The organism is Micromonospora sp. WMMC273 (assembly GCF_027460285.1).
In the GTDB taxonomy this organism is placed as follows: Bacteria; Actinomycetota; Actinomycetes; order Mycobacteriales; family Micromonosporaceae; genus Micromonospora; species Micromonospora aurantiaca.
Genome location: NZ_JAPZBE010000001.1, coordinates 1,837,841 through 1,863,874 on the forward strand (window position 1 = coordinate 1,837,841; position 26,034 = coordinate 1,863,874).

The 26,034-nt window shown below is 73.2% G+C and carries 21 protein-coding genes; 16 read left to right on the forward strand and 5 right to left on the reverse strand.

The window, feature by feature from the left end; translation table 11 throughout:
• Positions 1-128 precede the first annotated feature (128 nt).
• Positions 129-3,662: a DNA polymerase III subunit alpha gene (gene dnaE, locus O7611_RS08785; protein WP_194802918.1), complete on the forward strand. Its 3,534-nt coding sequence runs from the start codon at positions 129-131 to the stop codon at positions 3,660-3,662.
• 27 nt (positions 3,663-3,689) lie between these two features.
• Here the strand turns inward: dnaE and O7611_RS31980 are convergent, their stop codons facing one another.
• Positions 3,690-4,640, reverse strand: a complete 951-nt coding sequence (locus tag O7611_RS31980) for a golvesin C-terminal-like domain-containing protein (protein ID WP_370585020.1) — start codon at positions 4,638-4,640, stop codon at positions 3,690-3,692.
• 791 nt (positions 4,641-5,431) lie between these two features.
• Between O7611_RS31980 and O7611_RS08795 the strand changes: the two genes are divergently transcribed.
• Together O7611_RS08795 and O7611_RS08800 are read left to right on the forward strand one after the other, a co-directional pair.
• Complete coding sequence (locus tag O7611_RS08795; RefSeq protein ID WP_269696548.1) at positions 5,432-6,310, forward strand: DUF2268 domain-containing putative Zn-dependent protease; 879 nt, start codon at positions 5,432-5,434, stop codon at positions 6,308-6,310.
• 334 nt (positions 6,311-6,644) lie between these two features.
• Positions 6,645-7,682 (forward strand): aminotransferase class V-fold PLP-dependent enzyme, encoded by a 1,038-nt coding sequence (locus O7611_RS08800; RefSeq protein WP_194802915.1) that lies wholly within the window; start codon positions 6,645-6,647, stop codon positions 7,680-7,682.
• A gap of 9 nt (positions 7,683-7,691) precedes the next feature.
• Here the strand turns inward: O7611_RS08800 and O7611_RS08805 are convergent, their stop codons facing one another.
• Positions 7,692-8,864, reverse strand: a complete 1,173-nt coding sequence (locus O7611_RS08805) for an acyl-CoA dehydrogenase family protein (RefSeq protein WP_194802914.1) — start codon at positions 8,862-8,864, stop codon at positions 7,692-7,694.
• Between the two features lie 87 nt (positions 8,865-8,951).
• On the opposite strand from O7611_RS08805, the gene O7611_RS08810 reads away from it, so the two are divergent.
• The 5 genes from O7611_RS08810 to O7611_RS08830 all read left to right on the forward strand — a co-directional run bounded on the left by O7611_RS08810 (position 8,952) and on the right by O7611_RS08830 (position 14,331).
• Entirely contained in the window at positions 8,952-9,605 is a 654-nt protein-coding gene (locus O7611_RS08810) for a TetR/AcrR family transcriptional regulator (RefSeq protein ID WP_194802913.1), read from the forward strand.
• 45 nt (positions 9,606-9,650) lie between these two features.
• On the forward strand, positions 9,651-11,093 hold the full coding sequence (locus O7611_RS08815; protein WP_269696549.1) for an aldehyde dehydrogenase family protein: 1,443 nt from the start codon (positions 9,651-9,653) through the stop codon (positions 11,091-11,093).
• Positions 11,090-12,166, forward strand: a complete 1,077-nt coding sequence (locus tag O7611_RS08820) for an alcohol dehydrogenase catalytic domain-containing protein (protein WP_194802911.1) — start codon at positions 11,090-11,092, stop codon at positions 12,164-12,166. Before O7611_RS08815 ends, O7611_RS08820 begins: the two co-directional genes overlap by 4 nt.
• Before the next feature lie 84 nt (positions 12,167-12,250).
• Complete coding sequence (locus tag O7611_RS08825) at positions 12,251-13,573, forward strand: glycosyltransferase 87 family protein (protein ID WP_269696550.1); 1,323 nt, start codon at positions 12,251-12,253, stop codon at positions 13,571-13,573.
• Positions 13,574-13,698: 125 nt separating this feature from the next.
• On the forward strand, positions 13,699-14,331 hold the full coding sequence (locus tag O7611_RS08830; RefSeq protein ID WP_269696551.1) for a transcriptional regulator: 633 nt from the start codon (positions 13,699-13,701) through the stop codon (positions 14,329-14,331).
• Here O7611_RS08830 and O7611_RS08835 read toward each other — a convergent pair.
• The gene (locus O7611_RS08835; RefSeq protein WP_194802909.1) at positions 14,328-14,882 is read right to left on the reverse strand and encodes a TetR/AcrR family transcriptional regulator; all 555 of its coding nucleotides are present in this window, start codon (positions 14,880-14,882) and stop codon (positions 14,328-14,330) included. The two genes, O7611_RS08830 and O7611_RS08835, sit on opposite strands and share 4 nt — an antisense overlap.
• A 55-nt stretch (positions 14,883-14,937) precedes the next feature.
• On the opposite strand from O7611_RS08835, the gene O7611_RS08840 reads away from it, so the two are divergent.
• The 3 genes from O7611_RS08840 to O7611_RS08850 all read left to right on the forward strand — a co-directional run bounded on the left by O7611_RS08840 (position 14,938) and on the right by O7611_RS08850 (position 18,305).
• On the forward strand, positions 14,938-15,999 hold the full coding sequence (locus tag O7611_RS08840; protein ID WP_269696552.1) for an FAD-dependent monooxygenase: 1,062 nt from the start codon (positions 14,938-14,940) through the stop codon (positions 15,997-15,999).
• A 120-nt stretch (positions 16,000-16,119) separates the two neighbouring features.
• Positions 16,120-17,685: an MFS transporter gene (locus O7611_RS08845; RefSeq protein ID WP_269696553.1), complete on the forward strand. Its 1,566-nt coding sequence runs from the start codon at positions 16,120-16,122 to the stop codon at positions 17,683-17,685.
• Between the two features lie 11 nt (positions 17,686-17,696).
• On the forward strand, positions 17,697-18,305 hold the full coding sequence (locus tag O7611_RS08850) for a TetR/AcrR family transcriptional regulator (RefSeq protein ID WP_269696554.1): 609 nt from the start codon (positions 17,697-17,699) through the stop codon (positions 18,303-18,305).
• A 43-nt stretch (positions 18,306-18,348) separates the two neighbouring features.
• Here the strand turns inward: O7611_RS08850 and O7611_RS08855 are convergent, their stop codons facing one another.
• The gene (locus tag O7611_RS08855; RefSeq protein WP_269698068.1) at positions 18,349-20,268 is read right to left on the reverse strand and encodes a helix-turn-helix domain-containing protein; all 1,920 of its coding nucleotides are present in this window, start codon (positions 20,266-20,268) and stop codon (positions 18,349-18,351) included.
• Positions 20,269-20,282: 14 nt separating this feature from the next.
• Complete coding sequence (locus tag O7611_RS08860) at positions 20,283-21,065, reverse strand: 3-hydroxybutyrate dehydrogenase (RefSeq protein WP_194802905.1); 783 nt, start codon at positions 21,063-21,065, stop codon at positions 20,283-20,285.
• Between the two features lie 184 nt (positions 21,066-21,249).
• Between O7611_RS08860 and ruvC the strand changes: the two genes are divergently transcribed.
• The 5 genes from ruvC (at position 21,250) to secD (ending at position 26,033) form a co-directional block, all read left to right on the forward strand.
• The gene (gene ruvC, locus O7611_RS08865) at positions 21,250-21,777 is read left to right on the forward strand and encodes a crossover junction endodeoxyribonuclease RuvC (RefSeq protein ID WP_194802904.1); all 528 of its coding nucleotides are present in this window, start codon (positions 21,250-21,252) and stop codon (positions 21,775-21,777) included.
• Positions 21,774-22,376 carry a Holliday junction branch migration protein RuvA gene (ruvA, locus tag O7611_RS08870; RefSeq protein WP_269696555.1) on the forward strand — a complete coding sequence of 201 codons (603 nt, stop codon included), beginning with the start codon at positions 21,774-21,776 and terminating at the stop codon, positions 22,374-22,376. The genes ruvC and ruvA overlap by 4 nt, the downstream gene beginning before the upstream one ends.
• Positions 22,373-23,437 carry a Holliday junction branch migration DNA helicase RuvB gene (gene ruvB, locus O7611_RS08875; protein WP_194802902.1) on the forward strand — a complete coding sequence of 355 codons (1,065 nt, stop codon included), beginning with the start codon at positions 22,373-22,375 and terminating at the stop codon, positions 23,435-23,437. The genes ruvA and ruvB overlap by 4 nt, the downstream gene beginning before the upstream one ends.
• A gap of 140 nt (positions 23,438-23,577) precedes the next feature.
• A complete protein-coding gene (gene yajC, locus O7611_RS08880; protein ID WP_135239395.1) occupies positions 23,578-23,922 on the forward strand; it encodes a preprotein translocase subunit YajC in 345 nt (114 codons plus the stop codon).
• Positions 23,923-24,146: 224 nt separating this feature from the next.
• The gene (gene secD, locus O7611_RS08885; protein WP_269696556.1) at positions 24,147-26,033 is read left to right on the forward strand and encodes a protein translocase subunit SecD; all 1,887 of its coding nucleotides are present in this window, start codon (positions 24,147-24,149) and stop codon (positions 26,031-26,033) included.
• The last annotated feature ends 1 nt before the right edge of the window (position 26,034 follow it).

Below are 26,034 nucleotides of genomic sequence, written 5' to 3' on the forward strand. Positions count from 1 at the left end.
CGCACACCGGTCGGTCGGAGAGACCCGGACCACCCTCGGTGTGGACGGTGGAGCCCGCGAGATCACCTCGGTAGGGTGGGTCGGTCGACTCCGACGCAGCTTGATCCACAACCCGGGGGGCGCCACGCATGGGCGATTCGTTCGCGCATCTGCACGTACACACCGAGTACTCGATGCTCGACGGGGCGGCCCGGCTCAAGGACCTCTTCGCCGAGGCGGCGCGGCTCGGCATGCCGGCGGTGGCGATCACCGACCACGGCAACATGCACGGCGCGAACGACTTCTACAAGCAGGCCATGGACGCCGGGGTCAAGCCCATCCTCGGCGTCGAGGCGTACGTCGCGCCGGAGTCGCGCTTCCACAAGGCCCGGGTCAAGTGGGGGCGCCCTGAGCAGAAGAGCGACGACGTCTCCGGTAACGGGGCGATCACCCACATGACCATGTGGGCGGCCAACCGCGACGGCCTGCACAACCTGTTCAAGCTCAACTCCCGCGCCTCGATGGAGGGCCACTACGTGAAGTGGCCCCGGATGGACATGGAGCTGATCGCCGAGCACGCCGAGGGCATCATGGCCACCACCGGCTGCCCGTCCGGCGCGGTGCAGACCCGGCTGCGGCTGGGCCAGTTCGACGAGGCGCTCAAGGTCGCCGCCGCGTACCAGGACATCTTCGGCAAGGACAACTACTTCCTGGAGATCATGGACCACGGCCTCGACATCGAGCGCCGGGTCCGCGACGGGCTCACCGAGATCGCCCGCAAGCTCGACATCCCGCCGGTGGTCACGAACGACTCGCACTACACGCACGAGGCGCAGGCCGAGGCGCACGACGTGCTGCTCTGCGTCCAGACCGGCAGCAACGTGGCCGACCCGAACCGGTTCCGGTTCGAGGGCGGCGGCTACTTCGTCAAGTCCGCCGACCAGATGCGCGCCGTCGACTCCTCCGAACTGTGGCAGCAGGGCTGCCGCAACACGCTGCTGGTGGCCGAGAAGGTCGACCCGGCCGGCATGTTCACCTTCCACAACCTGATGCCGCGGTTCCCGATCCCCGAGGGCGAGACCGAGGAGTCCTGGTTCCGCAAGGAGACCTTCGCGGGGCTCAAGCGCCGTTTCCCGAACGGCATCCCCGAGGGCCACGTCGTCCAGGCCGAGTACGAGCTGGGCGTCATCATCCAGATGGGCTTCCCGTCGTACTTCCTCGTGGTCGCCGACTTCATCCAGTGGGCCAAGAGCCAGGGCATCGCGGTCGGCCCGGGGCGTGGCTCGGCGGCCGGCTCGCTGGTGGCGTACGCGCTGGGCATCACCGACCTCGACCCGATCCCGCACGGCCTGATCTTCGAGCGGTTCCTCAACCCCGAGCGCGTCTCCATGCCGGATGTCGACATCGACTTCGACGAGCGCCGGCGCGGTGAGGTCATCAAGTACGTGACCGACAAGTGGGGCGAGGACAAGGTCGCGCAGATCGCCACGTTCGGCACGATCAAGGCGAAGGCCGCGATCAAGGACTCGGCCCGCGTGCTCGGCTTCCCGTACGCGGTCGGCGACCGGATCACCAAGGCCATGCCCCCGGCAGTGATGGGCAAGGACATCCCGCTGTCCGGCATCTTCGACCCGAAGCACCCCCGCTACGCCGAGGCGGGCGAGATCCGCGGCCTCTACGAGTCCGACCCGGACGTCAAGAAGGTCATCGAGACCGCCAAGGGCATCGAGGGCCTGATCCGGCAGACCGGTGTGCACGCCGCCGGCGTCATCATGTCCGCCGAGCCGATCATCGAGCACATCCCGCTGATGCGGCGCGACTCCGACGGCGTCATCATCACGCAGTTCGACTACCCGACCTGCGAGTCGCTCGGGCTGCTGAAGATGGACTTCCTCGGCCTGCGCAACCTGACGATCATCGACGACGCGGTGAAGAACATCCAGCTCAACCACGGCCGGGAGCTGGACCTGCTCGGCCTGCCGCTTGATGACAAGCCGGCGTACGAGCTGCTGGCCCGCGGTGACACGCTCGGCGTGTTCCAGCTCGACGGCGGGCCGATGCGCTCGCTGCTGCGGCTGATGAAGCCGGACAACTTCGAGGACATCTCCGCCGTTCTGGCGCTCTACCGGCCCGGCCCGATGGGCGTGGACTCGCACACCAACTACGCGCTGCGCAAGAACGGGCTCCAGGAGATCACCCCGATCCACCCGGAGCTGGAGGAGCCGCTACGCGAGATCCTCGCGCCCACGTACGGCCTGATCGTCTACCAGGAGCAGGTGCAGCGCGCCGCGCAGATCCTCGCCGGCTACACGCTCGGCCAGGCCGACCTGCTGCGCCGGGCGATGGGCAAGAAGAAGAAGGAGATCCTCGACAAGGAGTTCATCCCGTTCCGGGACGGCTGCCGCGAGCGCGGCTACTCCGACGAGGCCATCCAGGCCGTGTGGGACGTGCTGGTGCCGTTCGCCGGCTACGCGTTCAACAAGGCCCACTCCGCCGCGTACGGCCTGGTCTCCTACTGGACCGCGTACCTCAAGGCGCACTACCCGGCCGAGTACATGGCCGCCTTGCTCACCTCCGTCGGTGACGACAAGGACAAGATGGCCATGTACCTGTCCGAGTGCCGCCGGATGCGCATCCAGGTGCTCCCGCCGGACGTCAACACCTCGGCCGGGCCGTTCACGCCGGTCGGCAAGGAGATCCGCTTCGGTCTCGGCGCGGTACGCAACGTCGGCGCGAACGTGGTCGCCTCGATCATGCGGTGCCGCGAGGAGAAGGGCGACTACGCCGACTTCTACGACTTCCTGTCCAAGGTCGACGCCGTGGTCTGCAACAAGAAGACGATCGAATCGCTGATCAAGGCGGGGGCGTTCGACGTGCTCGGCCACCCGCGCAAGGGCCTGCTCGCCGTGCACGCCGACGCCATCGACGCGTACGCCGACGTCAAGCGCAAGGAGGCGGTCGGCCAGTACGACCTGTTCGGCGCCGGCTTCGGCGAGGCGGAGACCGGCGGCACCACCACTGTCATGCCGGTCATCGGCGAGGGGGAGTGGGACAAGCGCGACAAGCTCGCGTTCGAGCGCGAGATGCTCGGCCTGTACGTCTCCGACCACCCGCTGTTCGGCCTGGAACACGTGCTCGGTGCCGCCGCCGACACCACCATCGCCGCGCTGTCCGAGGAGGGCACGGTGCCCGACGGTGCGGTGGTGACCCTGGCCGGCATCCTCTCCGGCGTGCAGCGCCGGGTCACCAAGCAGGGCCGGGCCTGGGCGTCGGCCACCCTCGAAGACCTCGCCGGCGGCGTGGAGACGCTGTTCTTCCCGAACACGTACGAGGTGATCGGGCAGTACATCGCCGAGGACGCCATCGTGGTGGTCAAGGGCCGGGTGGACCGGCGTGACGACACCCCGCGCATCATGGCGATGGACATGTCCATGCCGGACGTCACCAGCAACCCGGCGAACAAGCCGGTCACGCTGACCATCCCGGTGCACCGCTGCACGCCGCCGCTCGTGGAACGGCTCAAGGAGACGCTCGTGCTGCACCCCGGCGACACCGAGGTGCACGTCAAGCTGCTCAACGGCGGCAAGGTCACCACGCTGCGCCTCGGCCCGTTCCGGGTCGCGCCCACCACCGCGCTGATGGGTGACCTGAAGAGCGTGCTCGGCCCGGCCAACGTGAGCTGACCGGGCCGGGCGCGCCGGCGCGGAGAGCTAGACGCGGGTCACGCGGATGGCGTCGGCGATCACGTACCCGGTACTGCCGGACCACCTGCTGACGCCCACCTTGTTGGTGTCCCCGGCGGCCAGGGTGAAGGTGCCCAGCGAGCGCCACGTACCGCCGTTGGCGCTCTGGTTCACCGCTACCGTCTGGTTGCCGCTGGTGGTCGCGACGATGTACGGCGTGCTCGTGTTGTATCCGGCGACGGCGGGATACCAGACCTCCACCCGGTAGGTGGCGGTCGCCGGGATGTTCACCTTGTACCAGGCCGTGTCGCTGGCCGCGACGGGGTTGGCGTACCGGTAGTCGGCGCCGTAGCGCTGCGCCGAGTACGTCGAGGTGCCCCAGTTGGCGCTCGCGGTGAACCGGCCGGCGGTGGTGTTGTCCACGATCGTCGACCAGGCTGTCGGCGGCGGCGTGGTGCCGCCGGTCACGAGCTGCATGTAGTAGGTCCAGTTCCAGTTCGAACCCGGGTCGGTGTGCGTGGCGCCCGGCACCTGGTTGTGCCCGATGATGTTGGTGCGGGTCTTCGGGATGCCGTACTTGTCGCACAGGTACCGGGTCAGCGCCGCCGACGACCGGTACATCGCGTCGGTGTACCAGGAGGCGTTGTCGACGTAGCCCTCGTGCTCGATGCCGATCGACTGGGTGTTGTAGGTCCAGTTGCCGGCGTGCCAGGCGATGTCCTTGTCCCGCACCATCTGGGTCACCGCGCCGTCTGAGGAGCGGAGCAGGTAGTGCGCGCTGGTGCCGGCGGCGGCGTTCTGGAACCAGCTGATCGAGCCGGCGTAGCTGCCCTGCATGGTGTGGATGACGATGTAGTTGATCGGGTACGCCGACTCGCGGCTGGAGACCGTGTAGTTGGACGAGTTGGCCGGCACCCAGGCCGCCGGGCCGTAGTCGGTGCTCAGGGTGCCGAAGTCGCCGGTGCCCAGCGGCGCCACCGCGGCGTACCGGCCCCGCTGCGGCGCGACCGGACGGCCGTCCACGCTGACCTCGCCGCCGGCGGTGGTCGCGATGAAGCCCCGGGCGAGCAGCTCGTACACGGAGTCCGCGTACAGCCGGGCGGTGGCCGCGTCCGTCGAGCCGCCGTAGCGGGCGATCGGGCCGTACCACTGATTGACGTCGTCGCGCTGTGCCGCGGTGAGCCCGGCCTCGTCGGCGTAGGAGCGCAGCACCGCCGCCGCGCCGGCCACGTTCGCCGCGTCCCGGGTACGCAGGTCGGCGCGGTCCAGCCGGGTCCGGCGCGCGGCCTCGTCGAGGGTCCGCACCTTCGGGTTGCTGGTCAGGTGCATCACGCCGTATCCGCCGGAGGCGCTGGGCTCGCCGCCGTGGCCGTCCAGGCGGGTTTCTGCGTAGCCGAGCGCGGCGAGTACGTCACGCGGCACGTCGGAGCCGGCGGCGGCCCGGTCGAAGGCCGCGGCGAGCGGCTGCGCGTCATGCTGGGGCGCGGCCTGGGCCGGCTGGCCGGTCAGGCCGATCACGATGATCAGGGCGCCGCCGAGCAGGTGGCTCACCCGACGCGAGGGTCTCCGAATCGTCACAGGCACTCCTCGTCCACTACACGGGGCGACGGGCTCACGTCGCCGGTTCGCCGCACCCTATAGCGTGACGTTCGTCTATGTCGATACCTTGCATCGACATACTCTCTGCTGAAGACTTCCTTCAGATGTGGAGCTGCCCCCGTACCGTCGCGGTGTTGCCCGGCGGGCCACGGCCGGGCAACATCGGGCGGATGCCGCCCACCGACCTGCTGCGCGTCCGTGACCTGGTGCCCGACTTCCTGGCCTGCGCCGAGCGGTTCACGCCGCCGGAACCGTGGCCCTCCCGGTATCTGGCCGGTCATCCGGACGTGGTCCGGGCGCTGCGCCGCGACGGCGACTGGTCCGACGCCGCGGGCGTGGCCGCCACCCTGGACGGGCTCCGCGACCGCGCCGCGGAGCTGGCGGCACGAGCCGAGACGGTACGCGCGCTGCTGCCCGGCGGCGTCGCGGCGGTGGCGGACGCGCTCGGCTGGTCCGGCGACGGCGGGCCGGTCGAGTGCGTGGTGCTGGTCGGGCTGAACCAGGCCAACGGCTGGGCCGGCGAGCTGAACGGCAGGTACGCGCTCTTCCTCGCCGTGGAACAGCTCGGGCCGCCGGAGGACGTCGAGCTGCTGGTGCGGCACGAGGCCGCGCACGTGGTGCACGACCGCGGCGCCGCGATCCGCGACTGGCCCGAGTACGGGGTGGCGAACGCGCTGTTCACCGAAGGGCTCGCCACCCAGGTCACGACGGAACTGGACCCCGGCCGGCCGGACGAGGAGTACCTCTGGTTCGGCCGCCCCGGGCACCGGCAGTGGCTCGACGAGTGCCGCCGCCGCTGGCCGGAGATCCTGCGCCGGGTCCGCGCCGACCTCGACGCCACCGACGTCGACCATCACGCCCCGTACTTCCTGATGCGGGACTCGCCGCTGGCGGGCGACCTGCCCAAACGGTGCGGCTACCTGGTGGGCCTGACCGCGGTACGACACCTGCGCCGCCACCACTCCCTCCAGGGGCTAACCACCTGGCCCCTGCCCCGCGTCCGCGCAGAGATCGCCGCCGCCCTGCCCGACCTCCCCCCACCACCCTGACCCCCACCCCTCCGCCCCACCTCACCTCCCCCCACCTAACCCCACCTCCCCCCGCCCGCCCCGGCGATCATGAAGTTAGCGGCGGACAAATCGGACCGCAGGCACCGCCAACTTCATGATCGGCGGGGCGGTGCGGTGGCGCGGACACCCGCGCCCCGGGCCGCGCCGCGCCCCCCCTGCTCCCCGCTGCGCGATCTTGCAGTTTCGGCCCTGCGATTCGGGGTTTTGCACCATTTGCCGGGGCAGAAAGTGCAAGATCGCCGGGGCCGGGGTGGGCCACGGGGGTGGGATTGGCGGTGTCGGGGTGGAGGCGGGGGTGGCTAGCGTCGGTGGCATGGAGCTGGAGCAGGCGCAGAAGTTGTGGCAGCCGGAACCGGGCTGGTTGAACACCGCCACCTACGGGCTGCCGCCCGAGCCGGTGTGGGACGCCGTGCAGCAGGTGCTCGCCGACTGGCGGACCGGGCGGGTGTCGTTCGAGGTGTGGGACGAGTCGGTGGACCGGTCCCGGGCCGCGTTCGCCCGGCTGACCGGTGTGGACGTCGCCGACGTGAGCATCGGTTCCGCCGTGTCGCAGCTGGTCGCGCCGATCGCGGCGAGCCTGCCGGAGGGCGCGACGGTGGTGGTGCCCGAGAGCGAGTTCACCTCGATCCTGTTCCCCTGGCTGGTGCAGCGGGAGCGGGGCGTGCGGGTCCGCACCGTGCCGCTGGCCGGCCTGGTCGACGCGATCGACGCCGACACCGACCTGGTGGCGTTCAGCGTGGTGCAGTCCGCCGACGGCACCGTCACCCCGTACGACGAGATCGTCGCGGCGGCCCGGGCGCACGACGCCGTCGTGGTGGTCGACGCCACGCAGGCGTGCGGGTGGCTGCCGTTCGCCGCGGACCGCGCGGACGCGGTGGTGGTGGGGGCGTACAAGTGGTTGATGGCACCGCGCGGCTCGGCGTTCGCCTACCTGGCGCCGGAGCTGCGCGAGCGGATCCGCCCGGACGCGGCCGGGTGGTACGCCGGCCAGGACCCGCACGCCTCCTACTACGGGACGCCGCTGCGCCTGGCCGAGGACGCCCGGCGGTTCGACATCTCCCCGTCCTGGCTGTGTTACGTCGGGGCGGCGCCGGCGCTGGAGCTGCTCGCCGACCTCGACCCGGAGGCGGTGCGCGCGTACGACGTGGGGCTGGCCAACAGGTTCCTCGCCGGGCTGGGCCGGCCGCCTGGCGACAGCGCGATCGTCAGCGTGGACGTGCCGGACGCGCAGGAGCGGCTGGCCCGCGCCGGGGTGCGCGCGGCGGTACGGGCGGGCCGGGTCCGCGCCTCGTTCCACCTCTACACGACCGAGGAGGACGTGGACCGGGCGGTCGAGGCGCTGACCGGCTGACCGCTCCGCTCAGGCCAGGTGGCCGCCGATCTTCGTGTAGCCGCGCAGCAGGTCCCGGGAGATGATCAGCCGCTGCATCTCGTCGGTGCCCTCGAAGATCCGGTACAGCCGGACCTGCCGGTACCAGCGTTCGATCGGCAGTTCCCGGGTGTAGCCCATGCCGCCGTGGATCTGCAGCACCCGGTCCACCACCCGGTTGACCATGCCCGCGCCGTAGAGCTTGCCCATCGAGGAGGCGTGCCGGGGGTCGAGGCCCGCATCGACGGTCCAGGCCGAGCGCAGGATCAGCCAGCGGGCCGCCTCCAGTTCGGTCTCCGAGTCGGCGATCATCCACTGGATGGCCTGGTTGGTGGCGATCGGCGCGCCGAACGTCTCGCGCGTGTTGGCGTGGTCGATCGCCATCTGCAGGGCACGCTCGGCGATGCCGACGGCGTGCGACGGGATGGTGTAGCGGCCCTTGCCGATCCACTCCATGCCGAGCGTGAAGCCCTGCCCGATCTCGCCGAGGATGTTGCGGTGCGGCACCCGTACGCCGTCGAAGATCAGCGAGGCCGGTCCGCCCTCGCCCATGGTCTGGATGAACTCCGAGCGCCAGCCCATCGCGCGGTCCACCAGGAACGCGGTCGCGCCGCCGCGGCGGGCGCCCTTCTCCGGGTCGGTCACCGCGACCACGATGGCGAAGTCGGCGTCGTTGCCGTTGGTGATGAACGTCTTCTCGCCGTCGAGGACCCAGTCGTCGCCGTCGCGGCGGGCGCGCAGCTTGATGTTCGCCGCGTCCGAGCCCGCGCCGGGCTCGGTGATGGCGAAGCAGGAGATCCGTTCCCCCTCGATGGTGGGGATCAGGAACTCGCGCTTCTGCTCCTCGGTGGCGTGGAACAGGATGTTGTCGGCCTCGCCGCCGAAGCGGAACGGCACGAAGCTGCGGCCCAGTTCGGTCCAGATCAGCGACTGCATGACCGCCGGCAGGGCCATGCCGCCGTACTCCTCCGGCGTGGCCAGCCCCCAGAAGCCGAACTTCTTCGCCTTGAGCTGGAGTTCGCGCAGCTCGGAGCGGTCCAGGCCGGGCTGGTGGGCGCGCTCGCGGCGCAGCACCTCCGCCTCCAGCGGCATCACCTCGCGGGTGACGAACGTGCGAACGGTGTCCCGGATCGCGCGTTCCTCGTCGGACAGTGCGAAGTCCACGGTGCCCCCTCAGGTCGACTGGCTCTAAACTAGCGCTGGAAGTTTTCCCGCGTCCAGACCCCGGGCCGAAAGGAGGATGATGACCAGGTGCCCCGACCCCGACAGGCCCTGCTCACCCGCGACCGGATCGTCGAGACCGCGCTGGCGCTGATCGACGCCGACGGGCTGGACGCGCTCTCGACCCGGCGGCTCGCCGCCGCGCTCGGCGTCCGCGGCCCTTCGCTCTACAACCACTTCGCCACCAAGGAGGAGATCCTCGACGCGGTGGCCGACGGCGTCGCGGCAACGGTCGACATCACCGTCTTCGACGAGTGCGAGTGGCTCGACGCGCTCGGCCGCTGGGCGCGCTCGTACCGGGCCGCGCTGGCGGCGCACCCGAACATCGTGCCGTACCTGGCGCAGGGGCCGGGCCGCCGTCCGGCGGCGCTCGCCATGGCCGACGCGGTCTACGGCGCGCTGGTCCGGGCCGGCTGGCCGCCCGCGCGGGCCACCCACATCGGCGCCGCGATGCGCTACTTCGTGGCCGGGTCCGCGCTCGGCTCGTTCGCCCGCGGTTTCGTCGAGGACCCCTCGCTGTACGCCGCGCACCCGCACCTCAGCCAGGCGCACCGGCTCGCCGGCCACCAGCGCAGCGTGGACGAGGGCGCCTTCGCGCTCGGCCTGGACGCGCTGCTGCACGGACTCGCCGCCGAGTACGCCGCCACCGTCGCCCCGCTGGAACGGGTCGGCGGTCCGGAGTAGCGTCGAAACTCCCACCGCTAGTTTCCACCACCACCGAAGGACGCCATGGATCTCGCCGACGCCCCTCCCGCCCTGCTGACGCGCCGCCACCTGCACATCGCCGGTGACTGGGTCGACCCCTCCTCGGGCGACAACGTCCCGGTGGAGAACCCGGCCACCGGCGGCATCGTCGGCGAGGTGCCCGCCGGTACACCGGCCGACGTGGACCGCGCGGTCGCCGCCGCCCGCGCCGCGTTCCCCGGCTGGGCCGACACCGCACCCGCCGAGCGCGCCGCGCACCTGGACCGGCTGCACACCGCGCTCGCCGCCCGCGCCGACGAGATCGCCCGCACCGTGGCGACCGAACTGGGCACCCCGCTCAAGCTCGCCACCCGCGTCCAGACCGGCCTGCCGCTGACAGTGCTGCGGAGCATGGTCGACCTGGCCGCCCGCCCGGCCACCGAGCACACGGTCGGCAACTCCCTCGTCGTCCGGGAGCCGGTCGGCGTGGTCGGGGCGATCACCCCGTGGAACTACCCGTTGCACCAGGTGGTCGCCAAGGTCGCGCCCGCGCTCGCCGCCGGGTGCACGGTGGTGCTCAAGCCCAGCGAGCTGACCCCGCTCACCGCGTACCTGCTGTTCGACGCGATCACCGACGCCGGCCTGCCGCCCGGCGTGGTGAACCTCGTGCCCGGCACCGGCCCGGTGGTCGGCGAGGCGCTCGCCGCGCACCCCGACGTCGACCTGGTCTCGTTCACCGGCTCCACCGCCACCGGCCGGCGCATCGCGCACCTGGCTGCCGAGCGGATCGCCCGGGTGTCGCTGGAACTCGGCGGCAAGTCGGCGAACGTCGTCCTGGCCGACGCCGACCTGCCCACCGCGGTCAAGGTCGGCGTCGGCAACGCGCTGCTCAACTCCGGGCAGACCTGCACCGCCTGGACCCGGATGCTCGTGCACCGCGACCGCTACGCCGAGGCGCTGGACCTGGTCGCGGCGGCGGTGGCCGGCTACCGGCTCGGCGACCCCTTCGACCCGGCCACCCGGCTCGGCCCGCTGGCCTCCGCCGCGCAGGCCCAGCGGGTACGCGACCACGTGGACCGCGCGCTCGCCGACGGCGCCCGGCTCGTCGCCGGCGGCCCGGACGCGCCACTACCGCCCCGGGGTCACTTCGTGGCGCCCACCGTCTTCGCCGACGTGCACCCGGACAGCGCGCTCGCCCAGGAGGAGGTGTTCGGTCCGGTGCTCGCGGTCATCCCGTTCGCCGACACCGACGAGGCGGTCGCCATCGCCAACAACTCCCGGTACGGGCTGGCCGGCGCGGTCTGGTCCGCCGACTCCGACGCGGCGCTGGCGGTGGCCCGGCGGATGCGTACCGGCCAGGTGGACGTCAACGGCGGCGCGTTCAACCCGCTCGCCCCGTTCGGCGGCTACAAGCAGTCCGGCCTCGGCCGGGAGCTGGGCGCGTACGGCGTGGAGGAGTTCACCGAGCTGAAGGCGATCCAGCGATGAGGGCGCTCGTGGTACGCGGCCGGGGCGAGACACCGGCGGTCGAGGACGTACGCCTGCCCGCGCCCGGTCCGGGTGAGCTGCGGGTCCGCATCCGCGCCGCCGGCATCTGCCACTCCGACCTGGCGATGGTGGACGGCACGCTGGCGCCCGCGTATCCGCTGGTGCTCGGGCACGAGGCGACCGGCGTGGTGGCCGAGGCCGGGCCCGGCACCACTATCGCGGTCGGCACACCCGTGGTGCTGAACTGGGCGCCCGCCTGCCGGGAGTGCTGGCACTGCCGGCACGGCGAGCCGTGGCTCTGCGCCGCGAACCCCAACCCGTCCACGCCGCGGGGCGAGACGGCCGCCGGTGAGCCGCTGGAGGTCACACTCGGGCTCGGCGCGCTCGCCGAGGAGGTGGTGGTGCCGCAGCGCGCCGCCGTACCGGTGCCCGCCGGACTGCCACCGGAGCAGGCCGCGGTGCTGGGCTGCGCGGTGCTCACCGGCGTCGGTGCGGTCCGCAACACCGCGCGGGTCGCGCCCGGCGAGTCGGTCGCGGTGATCGGGCTCGGCGGGGTGGGCCTGGCCGTGCTGACCGCCGCGCGGCGGGCCGGCGCGTCGCCGATCCTCGCCGTGGACGTGGTGGAGGCCAAGCGGGATCTGGCACTCGCCGCCGGGGCCACCGACTTCCTGCGCTCCGACGACCGGCTGGGCAAGGAGATCCGGGCCCGCACCGACGGGCGCGGCGTGGACCACGCGTTCGAGTGCGTCGGCCGGTCCGCCACCATCCGCGCCGCCTGGCGGGCGACGCGGCGCGGGGGAGCGGTCACCGTGGTCGGCATGGGCGCCCGCGACGACATGCTCAGCCTCTCCGCGCTGGACATCTTCCACTCCGCGCGGACGCTGCGCTCCTCGGTGTACGGCTCGACCGACCCGGACCGGGAGGTGCCGGAGCTGGCCGCCGCGCTCGCCGCCGGTGACCTGGACCTGGGCCCGCTGGTGAGCGGCACGGTGCCGCTGACCGAGGCACCAGCGGCGCTGGAACGGCTGGCCCGCGGCGAGGGCGCCCGCTGGGTGGTCACGTTCCCCGAATGACCCCTCCGGTACGGCGGTGGCCGTGGTGCGGGCGGGCGGCGGCGCCCCCCACGTGACGCGGAGCGACGCTACGCTTCCCGATTCATGGCCGTCTCGCGTCTGCGTGCGCTCGCCACCACGGTCCCCGCCGACCGGCCGGCGCCACCGCCGGTCACCCTGCCGTCCTGGTTGCTCCTGCCCGGTCTGGTGGCGTTGGCCGGGTCCCTCGCCGCGTACGCGGTCTTCCTGGACCACGACCCGCTGCGCGGGACGGACCTGTCGATGTACGTCGGTGGTGCGCGGTCCTTCCTGGACGGCGAGCCGGTCTACCGGCTCGGGTACACGACGCTGAACCTGCCCTACACCTATCCGCCGATCACGCTGCCGTTCCTGACGCCACTGACGCTGCTCGACGACCGGGCCGCCCTGTACGTGTGGACCGTGGCGGGCCTGCTGGCGATGCTCGCGGCGCTGTGGTTCACCACCCGGATGCTCGGGTACCGGGGCGCGCGGGGCGGGCTCGGCCTCGCCGCCGCGGTCCTCGCCGTGCTCGTGTGGACCGAGCCCTTGCACCGCACCTTCTATCTCGGCCAGATCAACATCTTCGTCCTGCTGCTCGTGGTGGCGGACCTGGCGCGTCCGGACCGGAGCCGGTTCAAGGGTGTCGGCATCGGCGTCGCCACCTCGGTCAAGCTGCTCCCCGGCCTGTTCGTGGTCTACCTGCTGCTGACCCGCCGGATCCGGGCCGCCCTGGTGGCCGGGGCGACGTTCGCCGGTCTCACCGTGCTGGGCGTGATCATCCAGCCGGGCGGCTCGTACGACTACTGGATCGCCGGCCGCGCGTTCGACTCGTCCCGGCCGCTCGCGACCTCCGGCCCGCGGTACGCCGCCAACCAGTCCCTTCAAGGTCTCGTGGCACGGGTGCTCGGCAGCGACGAACTCAACAGCGTGCCGTGGATGCTGGCCGTGGTGCTCGCCGGGGTGGCCGGCCTGGCGCTCGCCGTCGCGCTGCACCGGCAGGGTGAGGAGGCGGCCGCGATGGTGGTGGTCGGGTTCACCACGCTCGCCGTCTCGCCGGTGAGCTGGTCGCACTACTGGCTCTGGATCGGCCCGACGGCGCTGGTCCTGATCGATTTGGCCCGGCGTGCCCGCGGCCCGGCCCGGGTGCCCGCGGCCGCCCTCGCGGTGGCCGCCGTGCTGCCGTTCCTGCTGTGGCCCGGCCGCGACCGCACCGGTGCGACGGTCCCGCGCGGCCTGATCTGGAAGGCGGCCCACCTGGAGGGGGCGGCGAAGACGCTGGCGGTCGACGCGTACCTGCTGACGGTGCTCGCCCTGGGCCTGATCGCCGTGGCGTGGCTGTCGCTGCGCCGTCGTCGCCGCTCCGTCGCCGCGGCGGAGCCCGTCCCGCCGGAACGTGGGCCGGTGTGATCCGGCCCACCGGCCCGGTGCCGGGACCGCATCTCGTCCGGACCGGTCCGGCCCGGGCGCATCCAAACCGTGCCGTCGCGTCGAACCCCGGGTAGTGACCGTCTACCCGGGAGGTGCTTCTGGTGGTGACCGAGGCGATGCCCGGCGACGCCGTCGAGGACGTCCGCAAGCACCTCACCCTCGCCGCGGAGGACCTGGACGGCAACCGGGTCGCCGCGCTCGTCGTCGAGGCCGCGGGTCGGTGGGGCGTGACGGCGGTGTGGGAGCGGGTCTGCGCGCCGATGCTGGCCGCGCTACCGGGGCACAGCGCCGTCGAGGTGGCGGTGGAGCACGCCTTCTCCGAGGGGATCCGGTCCGGCCTGGACGCACTGGTGCGCGAGCCGGGGCGGGCGTCGCCGGGCGGCGGCATCCTGCTCGCCGCGGCGGAACAGGAACTGCACTGTCTCGGCCTGCACGCGCTCGCCGCCGCGCTGCGGGAGGCGAACCTGGGCAGCCTGCTGCTGGGCGCCGCCCTGCCCTGGCCGGCGCTGGCCAGCGCCGTGCGCCGCAGTCGGCCGCACACGGTGGTGGTGTGGTCGCAGACCCCGGTGACCGGCCGGGCGTACCGGATGGCCCGGTTCGCGCGGGAGTTCCCGTCGGTGTGGGTGCACAGCGCCGGGCCGGGCTGGATCATGCCACCGGACGGGCATCTGACGACCCTGTCCGACGCGCTGCGCACCTGCCGTGCCGCGGCCGGGCGCCCCGCGGCCCAGCCCTAGGCGCGGAAGCCGCGCAGCAGCGTGGCGACGGCGGCCTCCGGGTCGACGTCGTCGCCGGGGGCGGCGAGCCGGTTGCTCAGCAGCCCGTCGACGAGTGCCAGCAGCATCCGGAAGTGGGCCGGCGGGTCGGTCGAGCCGAGCGTGGCGAGCAGCGGCTCCCCCCAGCCGGCCAGCCGTGCCCGGGCGGCCTCGATCGCCGGGCGCAGGTCGGGCCGCACGGCCGCCTCGACGAACAACGCGTACCTGGCGAGCGTGACCACCCGCTGCCGGTCGGTGAACTCCCGGATCAGCCGGCCGACCACTGCGGCGAACGCGGTGACGTCGCCCGGCGGCAGGTCCGCGGCGAGCCGTTGCCAGGCCGCCGTCTCCACCTCGACGAGCCGGTCGAAGACGCCGGTGACCAGTGCCTCCCGGGTGCGGAACCGGTTGGACGCGGAGCCCTCGGGCAGGCCCGCCTCGGCGTCAACGGCCCGGTGGGTGAGCTGTCGCGGCCCGCCGGTGCCGAGCACCCGGATGGCGGCGTCGAGCAGGAGTCGCCGGCGATCGGTCACCCGGTCAGACTACAGGCGTAGTGCAGCCGACTACATCTGTAGTACGGTGACGGGCATGGGCGGACGCACGGTCGTGGTCGGGGGCGGGATCGGCGGGCTCGCGGCGGGCGTCGGCCTTCGGGCGGCGGGCTGGGACGTGACCGTACTGGAACGGTCGTCCGCACTGCCGGAGACCGGCACCGGGCTCGGCATCTGGCCCGCCGCGATGCGCGCCCTGGACGCCCTCGGCGTCGGCGACGAGGTGCGCCGCCGGGGCAGCCGTCAGGCCGGCGGGTCGATCCGGCGCCCGGACGGCAGCCGGATCGCCACCATCGACGTCGACCGGCTGGAGCGCCGCCACGGCGAGCCGGTGTACCTGGTCACCCGGCCGGTGCTGCTCGCCGTCCTGGCCGGCGCGCTGCCCGGACCGGTGTTGCGCCTGGACGCTCCGGTGGCCGACCCGGGGCCGCTGCGCGAGGCGTACGACCTGGTGGTGGGCGCGGACGGGATCAACAGCGTGGTGCGCGAGGCGATGTACGGCCGGCGGCACCCGCTGCGCTACGCGGGCGCGGTGGCCTGGCGCGGTGTGGTCGACCTGGACCTGGCCGAGGGTGGCGAGACCTGGGGGCGGGGGCGCAAGTTCGGGCTGACCCCGGCCGGGCCGGGCCGCACCAACTGGTACGCCGCGGTGCGGCTGCCCGAGGGGCACCCGGCGCCGCCCGACGACCGCGCCGAGCTGCGCCGACTCTTCGGCGACTGGCATCAGCCGGTGCCGCGCGTGCTCGACGCGCTCACCCCGGACGGCATCCTGCGGCACGAGATCCACGACCTGACGCCGCTGCCGTCGTACGTGTCCGGCCGGACGGCACTGCTCGGCGACGCCGCGCACGCGATGACCCCGGATCTCGGGCAGGGCGCCTGCCAGGCGCTCATCGACGCGGTCGCGCTCGCCGACTGCGTCCGCGAAGCAGGCGACCTGCCCGCCGCGCTGCGGGCGTACGACAGGCGCCGCCGGCGGCCCACGCAGCGGATCGCGGCGGGCGCGCGGTGGGCGGGGCGGTTGTCCGGCGCGCGGCGGCTGCTGCCGGTGCGGGACGTGCTGCTGCGGCTGGCGCTGGCGGCCGGGCCGCCCGCGTGACCTGAGACACATTCGATACGAACCGGTTCCGTATCGAAACCCGCTCACCTACGCTCGGCTCCGTTACGAGTCTGACCCGTATCGTATTCCGATCGCGGGGAAACCGGGGGGAGCACGGACGTGGAACCACGCGAGAACACCGGACACCCGAGGAGGTGGGCGATCCTCGGGGTGCTGGTGATCAGCCTCCTCGTGGTCGTCCTCGACAACACCATCCTCAACGTCGCGCTGCGCACGCTGGCCGACCCGGTGCACGGCCTCGGCGCCACCCAGGGCGAGCTGGAGTGGGCGATCAACTCCTACACGCTCGTCTTCGCCGGGCTGCTGTTCACCTTCGGCGTGCTCGGTGACCGGCTCGGCCGCCGCCGCTTCCTGATCCTCGGGCTGGCGCTGTTCGGCCTGTCCTCGCTGCTGTCCGCGTACGCGCAGGACCCGGGCCAGCTGATCGCGGCCCGCGCGCTGATGGGCGTCGGCGGCGCGGCCATCATGCCGGTGACGCTCTCGATCATCTCCAACGTCTTCGACCCGCGCGAGCGCGCCAAGGCGATCGGCGTCTGGGCCGGCGCGGTCGGCCTCGCGGTGGCGATCGGCCCGGTGCTCGGCGGCGCCCTGCTGGAGCACTTCTGGTGGGGCTCGGTCTTCCTGATCAACGTGCCCGTGGTGGTGCTCGGCGTGGTGCTCGTCGCGGCCCTGGTGCCCGAGTCCCGCGACCCCAAGCCCGGCCGGGTGGACCTGCTCGGCGTGCTGCTCTCGGTGGTCGGCCTGGTCGCGCTCACCTACGGCATCATCGACGGCGGCGAGCACGGCTTCGGCCGCCCGCAGGTGTGGGTCGCGGTGCTCGGCGGCCTCGCGGTGCTCGGCTGGTTCGTCGCCCACGAGCTGCGCAGCGACCACCCGTCGCTCGACGTACGGCTGTTCCGGGTGCCCCGGTTCGCCGCGCCGGTGGCCCTGGTCGGGCTGGTCTTCTTCGCCGCCATGGGCGTGATGTTCTTCGGCGCGTTCTATCTCCAGCTCGTCCGCGGCTACAGCCCGCTGGAGAGCGGCCTGCTGTTCCTGCCGTTCGCCGCGGCCCAGCTGATCTTCGCGCCGCGCAGCGCCGCGATGGTCCGCCGCTACGGCGGCCGTGCGGTCGCGGCCGCCGGGCTGCTGCTCACCACTGTGGCGCTCGCCGCGTTCGTCTTCATCGACGCGGACACCCCGATCTGGATCTTCTCGGCGCTGGGCTTCCTCCAGGGCGCCGGGATGGCGAACATCATGCCGCCGGCCACCGAGTCGATCATGTCGTCGCTGCCCCGGGAGAAGGCCGGCGTCGGTTCCGCGGTGAGCAACACCGTGCGGCAGGTGGCCGGCGCGCTCGGCGTGGCGGTCCTCGGCTCGGTGCTCTCCGCCGTCTACCGCGACCAGGTCGGCCCGGCGGTGGCCGCCCTGCCCGCCCCGGTGCGCGACGCGGCCCGGGAGTCGGTGTCCGGGGCGTACGCGGTCGCCGGCCGGCTCGGCCCCGACGGGCCGCGACTGATCGACGCGGCGAACGACTCGTTCGTCTCGGCCATGCACTGGGCGGCGGGCGCCTCCGCGGTGGTGGCCGCGCTCGGCATCGTGATCGTGCTGCGGTGGATGCCGGGCCGGCCGGTCGTCGCCCCCGACGCGGCGCCGGTCACCGACCGGGAGTTGGCCGGTACCGCATAGGTTCGTGGACAATGTCTGACATGACTTCCACGGCGGATGCTCCGCGGTCGCCCGGGCGACCGCGGAGCACCCGCGCGGACGAGGCGATCGTCGACGCCACCCTCGACCTGCTGGCCGAGGGCAGCACCATAGAGTCGCTGTCGATCGAGGCGATCGCGAACCGCGCCGGAGTCGGCAAGGCCACCATCTACCGCCGCTGGGCGGGCAAGGACGCGTTGCTGCTGGACGCGCTGCGCACGCTCAAGGGGCCCGCGCCGCGCACGGACGGGCGCTCCGTCCGCGACGACCTGGTGGTACTCGTCGGCGCGGTGGGCCAGCACGCCGATGTCCGCGTCCGGAAGATCATGCCCTGTCTGGTGCCGGAGGTGAACCGCAGCTCGGCGCACCGGCAGGCGTACGAGGCGATCATCGAGCCCCGGCGGGCGGCGATGCGCGAGGTGCTGCGCCGCGCGGTCGACCGGGGCGAGCTGCGCGCGGACCTCGACATCGAGGTGGCGATGGCGCTGCTCACCGCGCCGATGCTCACCCAGCGGATGCTGCGCTGGCACCCCGAGCGCGACGAGCGGCTGCTGCCCGAGCGGATCGTGGACGCGGTCCTGGACGGCCTGCGCGTGCGCTGATCCCGGGCCGGGCCGCCTGCCCGGCCGGTCCGTCGCCCGCCGCTCAGCGGGCGGGTGTGCGCAGCCGGTGCAGGCGCAGCGCGAGCTGCACCTCCAGCGCCCGCTCCGGCCGCTGCCAGTCCGCGCCGAGCAGGTGACCGACCCGCTCCAGCCGCTGGGTGACCGTGTTGACGTGCACGTGCAGCTGTTCGGCGGCCCGGGCCAGGCTGCCGCCCACCCCGAAGTACGCCTCCAGCGTCTTCACCAGCGCGGTGCCCCGCCGGGCGTCGTAGTCCAGTACCGGTCCCACGGTGGTGGCGAGGAACCGCGCCACGTCCCGGTCCCCGGCGTCACCGACCGCGCCCAGCAGCAGCCCGACGAAACCCAGCTCGGTGGTGCTCGCCCCCTGCCCGGCCCGGCCCAGCGCACCCAGCGCGGACAGGCAGCGCTCCGCCTCGGCGAACGTGACAGCGAGCGACGCCGGGCCGGTGGAGGGCCCGCTCGCCCCGGCGGTCACCGGACGGCCGGTCACCCGGGACAGGTCCCGGGCCACCGCGCGGGCCGCGCCGCCCGCGTCCCGGCCGGGCAGCATCAGCACCACCCGCCCGTCGCGCGCCGCGGCCAGGCCACCCCGGGTCGAGGCGTACGTGGTGGCCCAGGAGAGCACCCGCTGCCGGGCCGAGCCGGTCTCGGCGAACGCGTCGTCGCCGACCGCCACCAGCACGTGCGGGGCGTCCAGGTCAACAGCGATCCGGCGGGCCCGCGCGCGCAGCGCGTCCGCGTCGCGCAGCGGCCGGGCGATCAGGTCGTCCAGCAGCTCACCGCGGACCCGCCCCTCCGCCTCGGCCACGGTCCGGCGGAACAGCAGCAGCAACGCGGTCACCAGCGCGGCCCGCTCCAGGATGCGCTGGTCGGCGTCGACCAGCTCGTCGTCCGGGCGCAGCACCAGCGCGCCCAGGTTCTCCGCGCCGGCCACCACCGCGGCGTACCAGAGCGGACCCCGGCGCACGCTGCGCCCCTCGGTACGGGACGCGGCCACCGCCTCCACGATGTCCGCCCGGTCCGGCTCCTCGATCTCACCGACCCGGGCCAGCCGCCGGCCCTCGGCGTCCAGCGCCAGCAGCGCGCCGCCGAGCACCTCGGTGACCGCCGCCGCCACGTCCTCCATCCCACCGCCGCGTAGCACCAGCGCGGTCATCCGGTCGTGCGCCGCGGCGGCGCGCTCCACCGAGCTGCTGTGCGCCCGGATGGTGCTGTTCGCCGCGGACAGCTCGGCCAGCGCCGCCCGGGTCTCGGCGAGCAGCCGCGCGGTGTCGATCGCCACCGCCGCGTGCGCCGCCAGCGACACCAGCAGCGACACCTCCTCGCGGGCGAACGGCCGGGCCGAGCGGTTCGCCGCGTACAGCACGCCGATCACGCTGGACCCGAGCCGCAGCGGCACGCCGAGGATGGCCACCAGGCCCTCCTCGCCCACCCCGCCGTCGATCTCCCCGGTGTGCCGGAACCGCTCGTCCTCCTGGTAGTTCGAGGTGACGTACGGGGTGCCGGTCTGCGCGACCAGCCCGCCCAGCCCGTCGCCCAGCTCCAGCCGCAGCCGCTGGAACCGGGCCGAGATCGAGCCGTCGGTGACCCGCATGTACGTGTCGCCGCGTTCGTCGTCGTTGAGCGTCATGTACGCCACGTCGGTGCCGAGCAGGATCCGCGCCCGGTGCACGATCGCGCGCAGCACGTCGTCCAGGTCACGCAGCCCGGCCAGGTCGCTCGCGGTGTCGTACAGGCCGGACAGCTCGGTCTCCCGGCGGCGCCGGCGCGCCAGCAGCGCCCTCACCCGCAGCGCCACCACCTTCGCCTGCTCCAGCTCGGCGAGCCGTTCGGCGGGCAGGCCGGCGGCGCGCGCGGCCACCAGCGGGCCCTCGAACTCGACCGCGGCGGCCTCGCGCGCCAGCAGCTCCAGGAACTCCACCGGCGACGACATGACCGACATTGTGCGCGGGCCCACTAGTTCGCCGTCCAGCCCCCGTCGAGGGCGATCGAGGTGCCGGTGAGGAACGCGGCGGGCGGGGAGCAGAGGTACGCCACCAGTTCGGCCACCTCCTCCGGCTCGATCAGCCGCTTGATCGCCGCCCGGGCCAGCATGATCTTCTCGACCACCTCGTCCTCGCCGATGCCGTGGGTGGCCGCCTGGTCGGCGATCTGGCTCTCCACCAGCGCGGTGCGCACGTACGCCGGGTTGATGCAGTTGGCGGTGACGCCGTGCGCGGCGCCCTCCAGCGCGACCACCTTGGACAGGCCCTCCAGCGCGTGCTTGGCCGAGACGTACGCGGCCTTGAAGGGTGAGGCGCGCAGCCCGTGCACCGAGGAGATGTTCACGATCCGGCCCCAGCCGTTCGCGTACATCCGGGGCAGCGCGCGGCGGATCAGCAGGAACGGCGCCTCCACCATGACCCGCTGGATGTACTCGAAGCGCTCGACCGGGAAGTCCTGCACCGGCGCGACGTGCTGCAGCCCGGCGTTGTTGACCACGATGTCGGCGTCGACGCCGAGCCGGTCCACCGCCGCCGGGTCGGCCAGGTCGATCCCGACCGCCCGGCCGCCGGCCTCGGCGGCCACCGCCTCGGCCGCCGTCACGTCGCGGTCCAGCACCACGACCGTCGCGCCGGCCGCCGCCAGGCGCAGGGCACAGGCCCGTCCGATGCCGCCGCCACCACCTGTGACCAGCGCGGTGCGACCGGTCAGGTCGACGTGTACGACGTGGGGGACCGCCACGGGTTCTGCCGTCATGGCGCATGAACGTACGAGCCGGTTGCCCCCTGGCACATGGGGCGGCGACACATACTCCACCGCCCGCCTGTGTGGTGCGCCGGGTCACCGTCCGCACCCGGCGTGTCCGGCGGTCCCGGCGTCGGCGGGCACCAGTAGGGTGTGTCGAACACACGTACTGCTGGCGGCTCGGGGAGGAGGCGGCGTGCGCGTGCTGGGCGTCGACCCGGGGCTGACCCGGTGCGGGGTCGGCGTGGTCGAGGGCGTGCCGGGCCGTCCCTGCACGCTCGTGGCCTACTACGTGGTCTACACCGACCCGGAGGACGACCTCGCGCTGCGCCTGCTGCACCTGGACCGCTCGCTGACCGACCTGGTCACCGAGCACCGGCCGGACGCGGTCGCGGTGGAGCGCGTGTTCAGCCAGCACAACGTCCGCACCGTGATGGGCACCGCGCAGGCCAGCGGCGTCGCGGTGCTCGCCGGAGCCCGGGCCGGGCTGCCGGTGACGACGTACACGCCGAGCGAGGTCAAGGCCGCGGTGACCGGGTCGGGGCAGGCGGACAAGAAGCAGATGACCACCATGGTCACCCGGCTGCTGCGGCTGCCCGAGCCGCCGAAGCCGGCCGACGCCGCCGACGCGCTGGCGCTGGCCATCTGTCACGTGTGGCGCGGCGGCACCCGGTCCAAGCTGGCCGAGGCCGCGCAACGGGCCCGACGAGGAGGGACGCGATGATCGCGAGCGTACGCGGCACGGTGACCGCCACCGGCCCGGATCACGCGGTGGTGGAGGTGGGTGGCATCGGCCTGGCCGTGCAGTGCGCTCCCGGCACGATCGCCGACCTGCGCGTGGGCCAGCCCGCCCGGCTCGCCACCAGCCTTGTCGTCCGGGAGGACTCGCTCACCCTCTACGGCTTCGCCGACGACGACGCCAAGCAGCTGTTCGAGCTGCTCCAGACCGCCAGCGGGGTCGGTCCCCGGCTGGCCCAGGCGGTACTCGCCGTGCACACGCCGGACGCGGTCCGCAAGGCCATCGCCAACGCCGACACCGCGGCGCTGACCCGGGTGCCCGGCATCGGCAAGAAGGGCGCCGAGCGGCTGGTGCTGGAACTGCGCGACCGGGTCGGCCCGGTGCCGGTGGGCGCCGACGGCGCGGCCGGGGTGACCGCGGGCGCCTGGCCGGAGCAGGTCCGCCAGGCCCTCGTCGGCCTCGGCTGGACGACCGGCCAGGCCGAGCAGGCGGTGGCCGCGGTGGCGGAGACCGTCGACGGCGAGACCCCGGCGGTGCCGGTGCTGCTCAAGCAGGCGATCCGCCTCCTGGGCCGGACCCGATGACCGGAGAGAACCTGGTCTCGGCGTACGTGAACGACGCCGAGCGGGACGCCGAGGCCAGCGTCCGGCCGAAGCGGCTGGCCGAGTTCATCGCCCAGGACCGCGTCCGCGACCAGCTCGACCTGCTGTTGCAGGGCGCGATGCGGCGCGGCTCGCCGCCGGACCACATCCTGCTCTCCGGTCCGCCCGGCCTCGGCAAGACCAGCCTGGCCAACATCGTCGCCGCCGAGCTGGGCACCGGGATCCGGGTGACCAGCGGCCCGGCCATCGAGCGTTCCGGCGACCTGGCGGCGATCCTGACCGGCCTCGCCGAGGGCGACGTGCTGTTCATCGACGAGATCCACCGGATCGCCAAGCCGGCCGAGGAACTGCTCTACAGCGCCATGGAGGACTTCCGCGTCGACGTGGTCGTCGGCAAGGGCCCGGGTGCCACCGCCATTCCGCTCGACGTGGAGCCGTTCACGCTCGTCGGCGCCACCACCCGCTCCGGCCTGCTGACCGGCCCGATGCGCGACCGGTTCGGCTTCGTCGCGCACCTCGACTTCTACGCGCCGGCCGACCTGGAGACGCTGCTGCACCGGTCGGCCCGGATCCTCGGCGTGCCGATCACCGCCGACGGGGCGGCGGAGGTCGCCGGCCGGTCCCGGGGCACCCCGCGCATCGCCAACCGGCTGCTGCGCCGGGTCCGCGACTACGCGGAGGTCCGCGCCGACGGCGTGGTCACGCTGGAGACCGCACGGGCCGCGCTGACCGTCTACGACGTGGACGCGCTCGGCCTGGACCGGCTCGACCGGGCGGTGCTGACCGCGCTCGTCGACTCGTTCCGGGGCGGACCGGTAGGCCTGTCCACGCTCGCCGTGGCGGTGGGCGAGCAGCCGGACACGGTCGAGGAGGTCTGCGAGCCGTTCCTGGTCCGGGCCGGGCTGCTGGCCCGGACGCCCCGCGGCCGGGTGGCGACCGAGGCCGCTTGGCGCCATCTGGGCCGTACGCCCCCGAATGGTACATTTGGTGCGGATGCCCCTCCGGGGCCCGATCTGTTCTCGGTGCAGACCGATCAGCCGTGATCCGTTCGTGATCTGTGCCGCATTCGGTCTTCTCAGGAGCAGGGACTAGACTTCGCCGCGGTTTGTACAGGACGTGAGAATCCGCTTCCGCTGCGGCGCCCTCCGGCGCCGGGGCGGACGCCAACCGGAAGGTCTACACCGTGCTTTACGCAGCAGCGAGTGGCGGGGGAGCCGGCAGTCTGACGCCGATCCTCATGATCGCTCTGCTCTTCGTCGTCATGTACTTCATGATGATCCGTCCGCAGCAGAAGCGCCGCCGCGAGGCCGAGCAGATGCAGGCCGCCCTCTCCCCGGGCGACGAGGTGGTCACCATCGGCGGCCTGCACGGCACGGTCACCGCGGTCGAGGACGAGACGGTCCTGCTCGAGGTCGCCCCGGGCGTGCAGACCCGGTACGCCCGCCCCGCCGTCGCGCGGGTGATCAAGCGCGCCGAGGCGCCGGCGGCCGAGACGATCACCGAGGAAGCCGAGCCGGTCAAGGAGTGACCACCCGTCCCGGACGGGGCAGCGGATTCATCCGTACAAGTGGATAGTTGGGGTCGGCGCGCGGCGTCGGCATCCGGCCGGGCCGTGCGGCGCCCCCGCGCCGCGCTCCAGTCGGCGTGCCGTCCTCCGGTGCCGACCCGCCGGAGCAGTCGGGCGGACACCCCCGGCCCGACAGTTGTCGCCGCCGTGGAAACGGCGCGACCGTACAGGGAGACAGGACAGCCGTGGCACCACCTCAGGGACAGATGCGGCCCGGACGGCAGCTCGCCGTGCTCGGGCTCATCTTCGTCGTCCTCTATCTATTGGTGTTCTTCTCGGGCGGCGCCAGCGGTGGCTGGAAGGACCGGCTGGAGCCACGGCTCGGCCTGGACCTCGTCGGCGGCACCCGGCTGACGCTCGAGGCCACCAACACGGTGGACGGCAAGCCCCCGACCGCCGACAACCTCGAGGAGGCCCGCCAGATCATCGAGAGCCGGGTCAACGCCTACGGCGTGGCCGAGGCCGAGGTGGTCACCGAGGGCAACCGCAACATCGTCATCTCCCTGCCCGGCCAGAACCGCGACCTGACCGACGTCGGTGAGGCCGCCGAGCTGCGCTTCCGCAAGGTGCTCAAGGCCACCGACGGCAGCGGTGCCGCCGCCGCGCCCGCGCCGGTCCCGAGCGCGACCCCGTCCGGTGCCGCCAGCCCGACGCCGTCGGGCAGCGCGTCGCCGAAGGCGAGCACGAGCCCCAAGGTGAGCGGATCGCCGAGCGCCGGTGGGCAGGGCGGCATGGCCCCGGCCTCTCCGTCGGCGACGCCGAGCGCCGCCGCGCCGAGCCCGAGCGCCAGCGCCGAGCCGGTGCCGCAGAGCATCGAGCAGCAGCGCAAGGCCGTCGAGCAGAAGGTCGGCGCGGCCGCCTGGGCCGCCGCCTCGGGCCTGCAGGCCCCGGCGGACCTGACCACCGACCCGTCGCTGGCCGACAAGCTCAAGCCGTTCGGCACGCTCTCCCCGCAGGAGATCGCGGTCCTGCCGGTGGAGATGCAGTTCAACGTCCCGACCATCACCTGCGCCCAGCTCGACGCGCGGCCCGCCGCCTCGATCAAGGACGAGAAGCAGAAGGCGGTCGCCTGCGAGTCCGGCGCGAAATACCTGCTCGACGTGGCGAAGGTGCTCGGCACCGACGTCAAGAACGCCTCCGCCCAGCTCGACCAGACCAGCTCCTGGGTGGTCAGCCTGAACTTCACCGGCAGCGGCCAGGAGAAGTGGACCGCGCTGACCCGCGAGGCGTTCAACAACGAGGGCCAGGCCTGCGACCAGACCGCACTCGGCCAGGACGGCAAGTGCCGGGTCGCCGTGGTGCTGGACAACGAGATCGTCTCGTCCCCGGAGATCCAGGGCGTGCTGACCGGTGACTCGCAGATCACGGGAAGCTTCGACAACAAGGCCGCGAACGCGCTCGCCAGCCAGCTGCGCTACGGCGCGCTGCCGGTGACGTTCGAGCCGCAGGAGCAGCAGAACGTCACCGCGACGCTCGGTGACAGCCACCTCAAGGCTGGTCTGCTGGCCGCCGGCATCGGCATGCTGCTGGTCATCATCTACTCGTTCTTCTACTACCGGCTGCTCGGCTCGGTCATCTTCCTGAGCCTGGTGCTCTCCGCGCTGCTGGTGTTCGGCGCGCTGGTGGTGCTCGGCCGGTCGATCGGCTTCACGCTCACGCTCGCCGGCATCGCCGGCATGATCGTCTCGCTGGGCGTCGCGGCGGACTCGTTCGTCATCTACTTCGAACGATTGAAGGACGAGATCCGGGAGGGCCGCAGTCCACGCAGCGCGGTGCCGCGCGCCTGGATCCGCGCCCGCCGGACGATCATCTCGGCGAACGCCATCACGCTGATGTCGGCGGTGGTGCTCTACATCGTTTCCGTCGGCGCGGTGAAGGGCTTCGCCTTCGCGCTCGGCCTGGCGACAGTGCTCGACCTGGTCGTCGTGTTCCTGTTCCGCCACCCGATCATGACGATGTTCGCCCGGACCCGGGCGTTCCTGTCGCCGCGGGTCAGCGGTCTGGGCCGGGCGCTGCCGGCCCGGTCGGCCGAGCCGGGCACCGCCCGCAACCCGCGTGTGAAGGAGGCCTGAG

Coding starts and splice junctions, on each gene's coding strand:
- dnaE (WP_194802918.1), top strand. CDS start 129: ATGGGCGATTCGTTCGCGCATCTGCACGTACACACCGAGTACTCGATG.
- O7611_RS08795 (WP_269696548.1), top strand. CDS start 5,432: ATGCCGCCCACCGACCTGCTGCGCGTCCGTGACCTGGTGCCCGACTTC.
- O7611_RS08800 (WP_194802915.1), top strand. CDS start 6,645: ATGGAGCTGGAGCAGGCGCAGAAGTTGTGGCAGCCGGAACCGGGCTGG.
- O7611_RS08815 (WP_269696549.1), top strand. CDS start 9,651: ATGGATCTCGCCGACGCCCCTCCCGCCCTGCTGACGCGCCGCCACCTG.
- O7611_RS08820 (WP_194802911.1), top strand. CDS start 11,090: ATGAGGGCGCTCGTGGTACGCGGCCGGGGCGAGACACCGGCGGTCGAG.
- O7611_RS08825 (WP_269696550.1), top strand. CDS start 12,251: ATGGCCGTCTCGCGTCTGCGTGCGCTCGCCACCACGGTCCCCGCCGAC.
- O7611_RS08840 (WP_269696552.1), top strand. CDS start 14,938: ATGGGCGGACGCACGGTCGTGGTCGGGGGCGGGATCGGCGGGCTCGCG.
- O7611_RS08850 (WP_269696554.1), top strand. CDS start 17,697: ATGTCTGACATGACTTCCACGGCGGATGCTCCGCGGTCGCCCGGGCGA.
- O7611_RS08855 (WP_269698068.1), bottom strand. CDS start 20,268: ATGTCGGTCATGTCGTCGCCGGTGGAGTTCCTGGAGCTGCTGGCGCGC.
- O7611_RS08860 (WP_194802905.1), bottom strand. CDS start 21,065: ATGACGGCAGAACCCGTGGCGGTCCCCCACGTCGTACACGTCGACCTG.
- ruvA (WP_269696555.1), top strand. CDS start 21,774: ATGATCGCGAGCGTACGCGGCACGGTGACCGCCACCGGCCCGGATCAC.
- ruvB (WP_194802902.1), top strand. CDS start 22,373: ATGACCGGAGAGAACCTGGTCTCGGCGTACGTGAACGACGCCGAGCGG.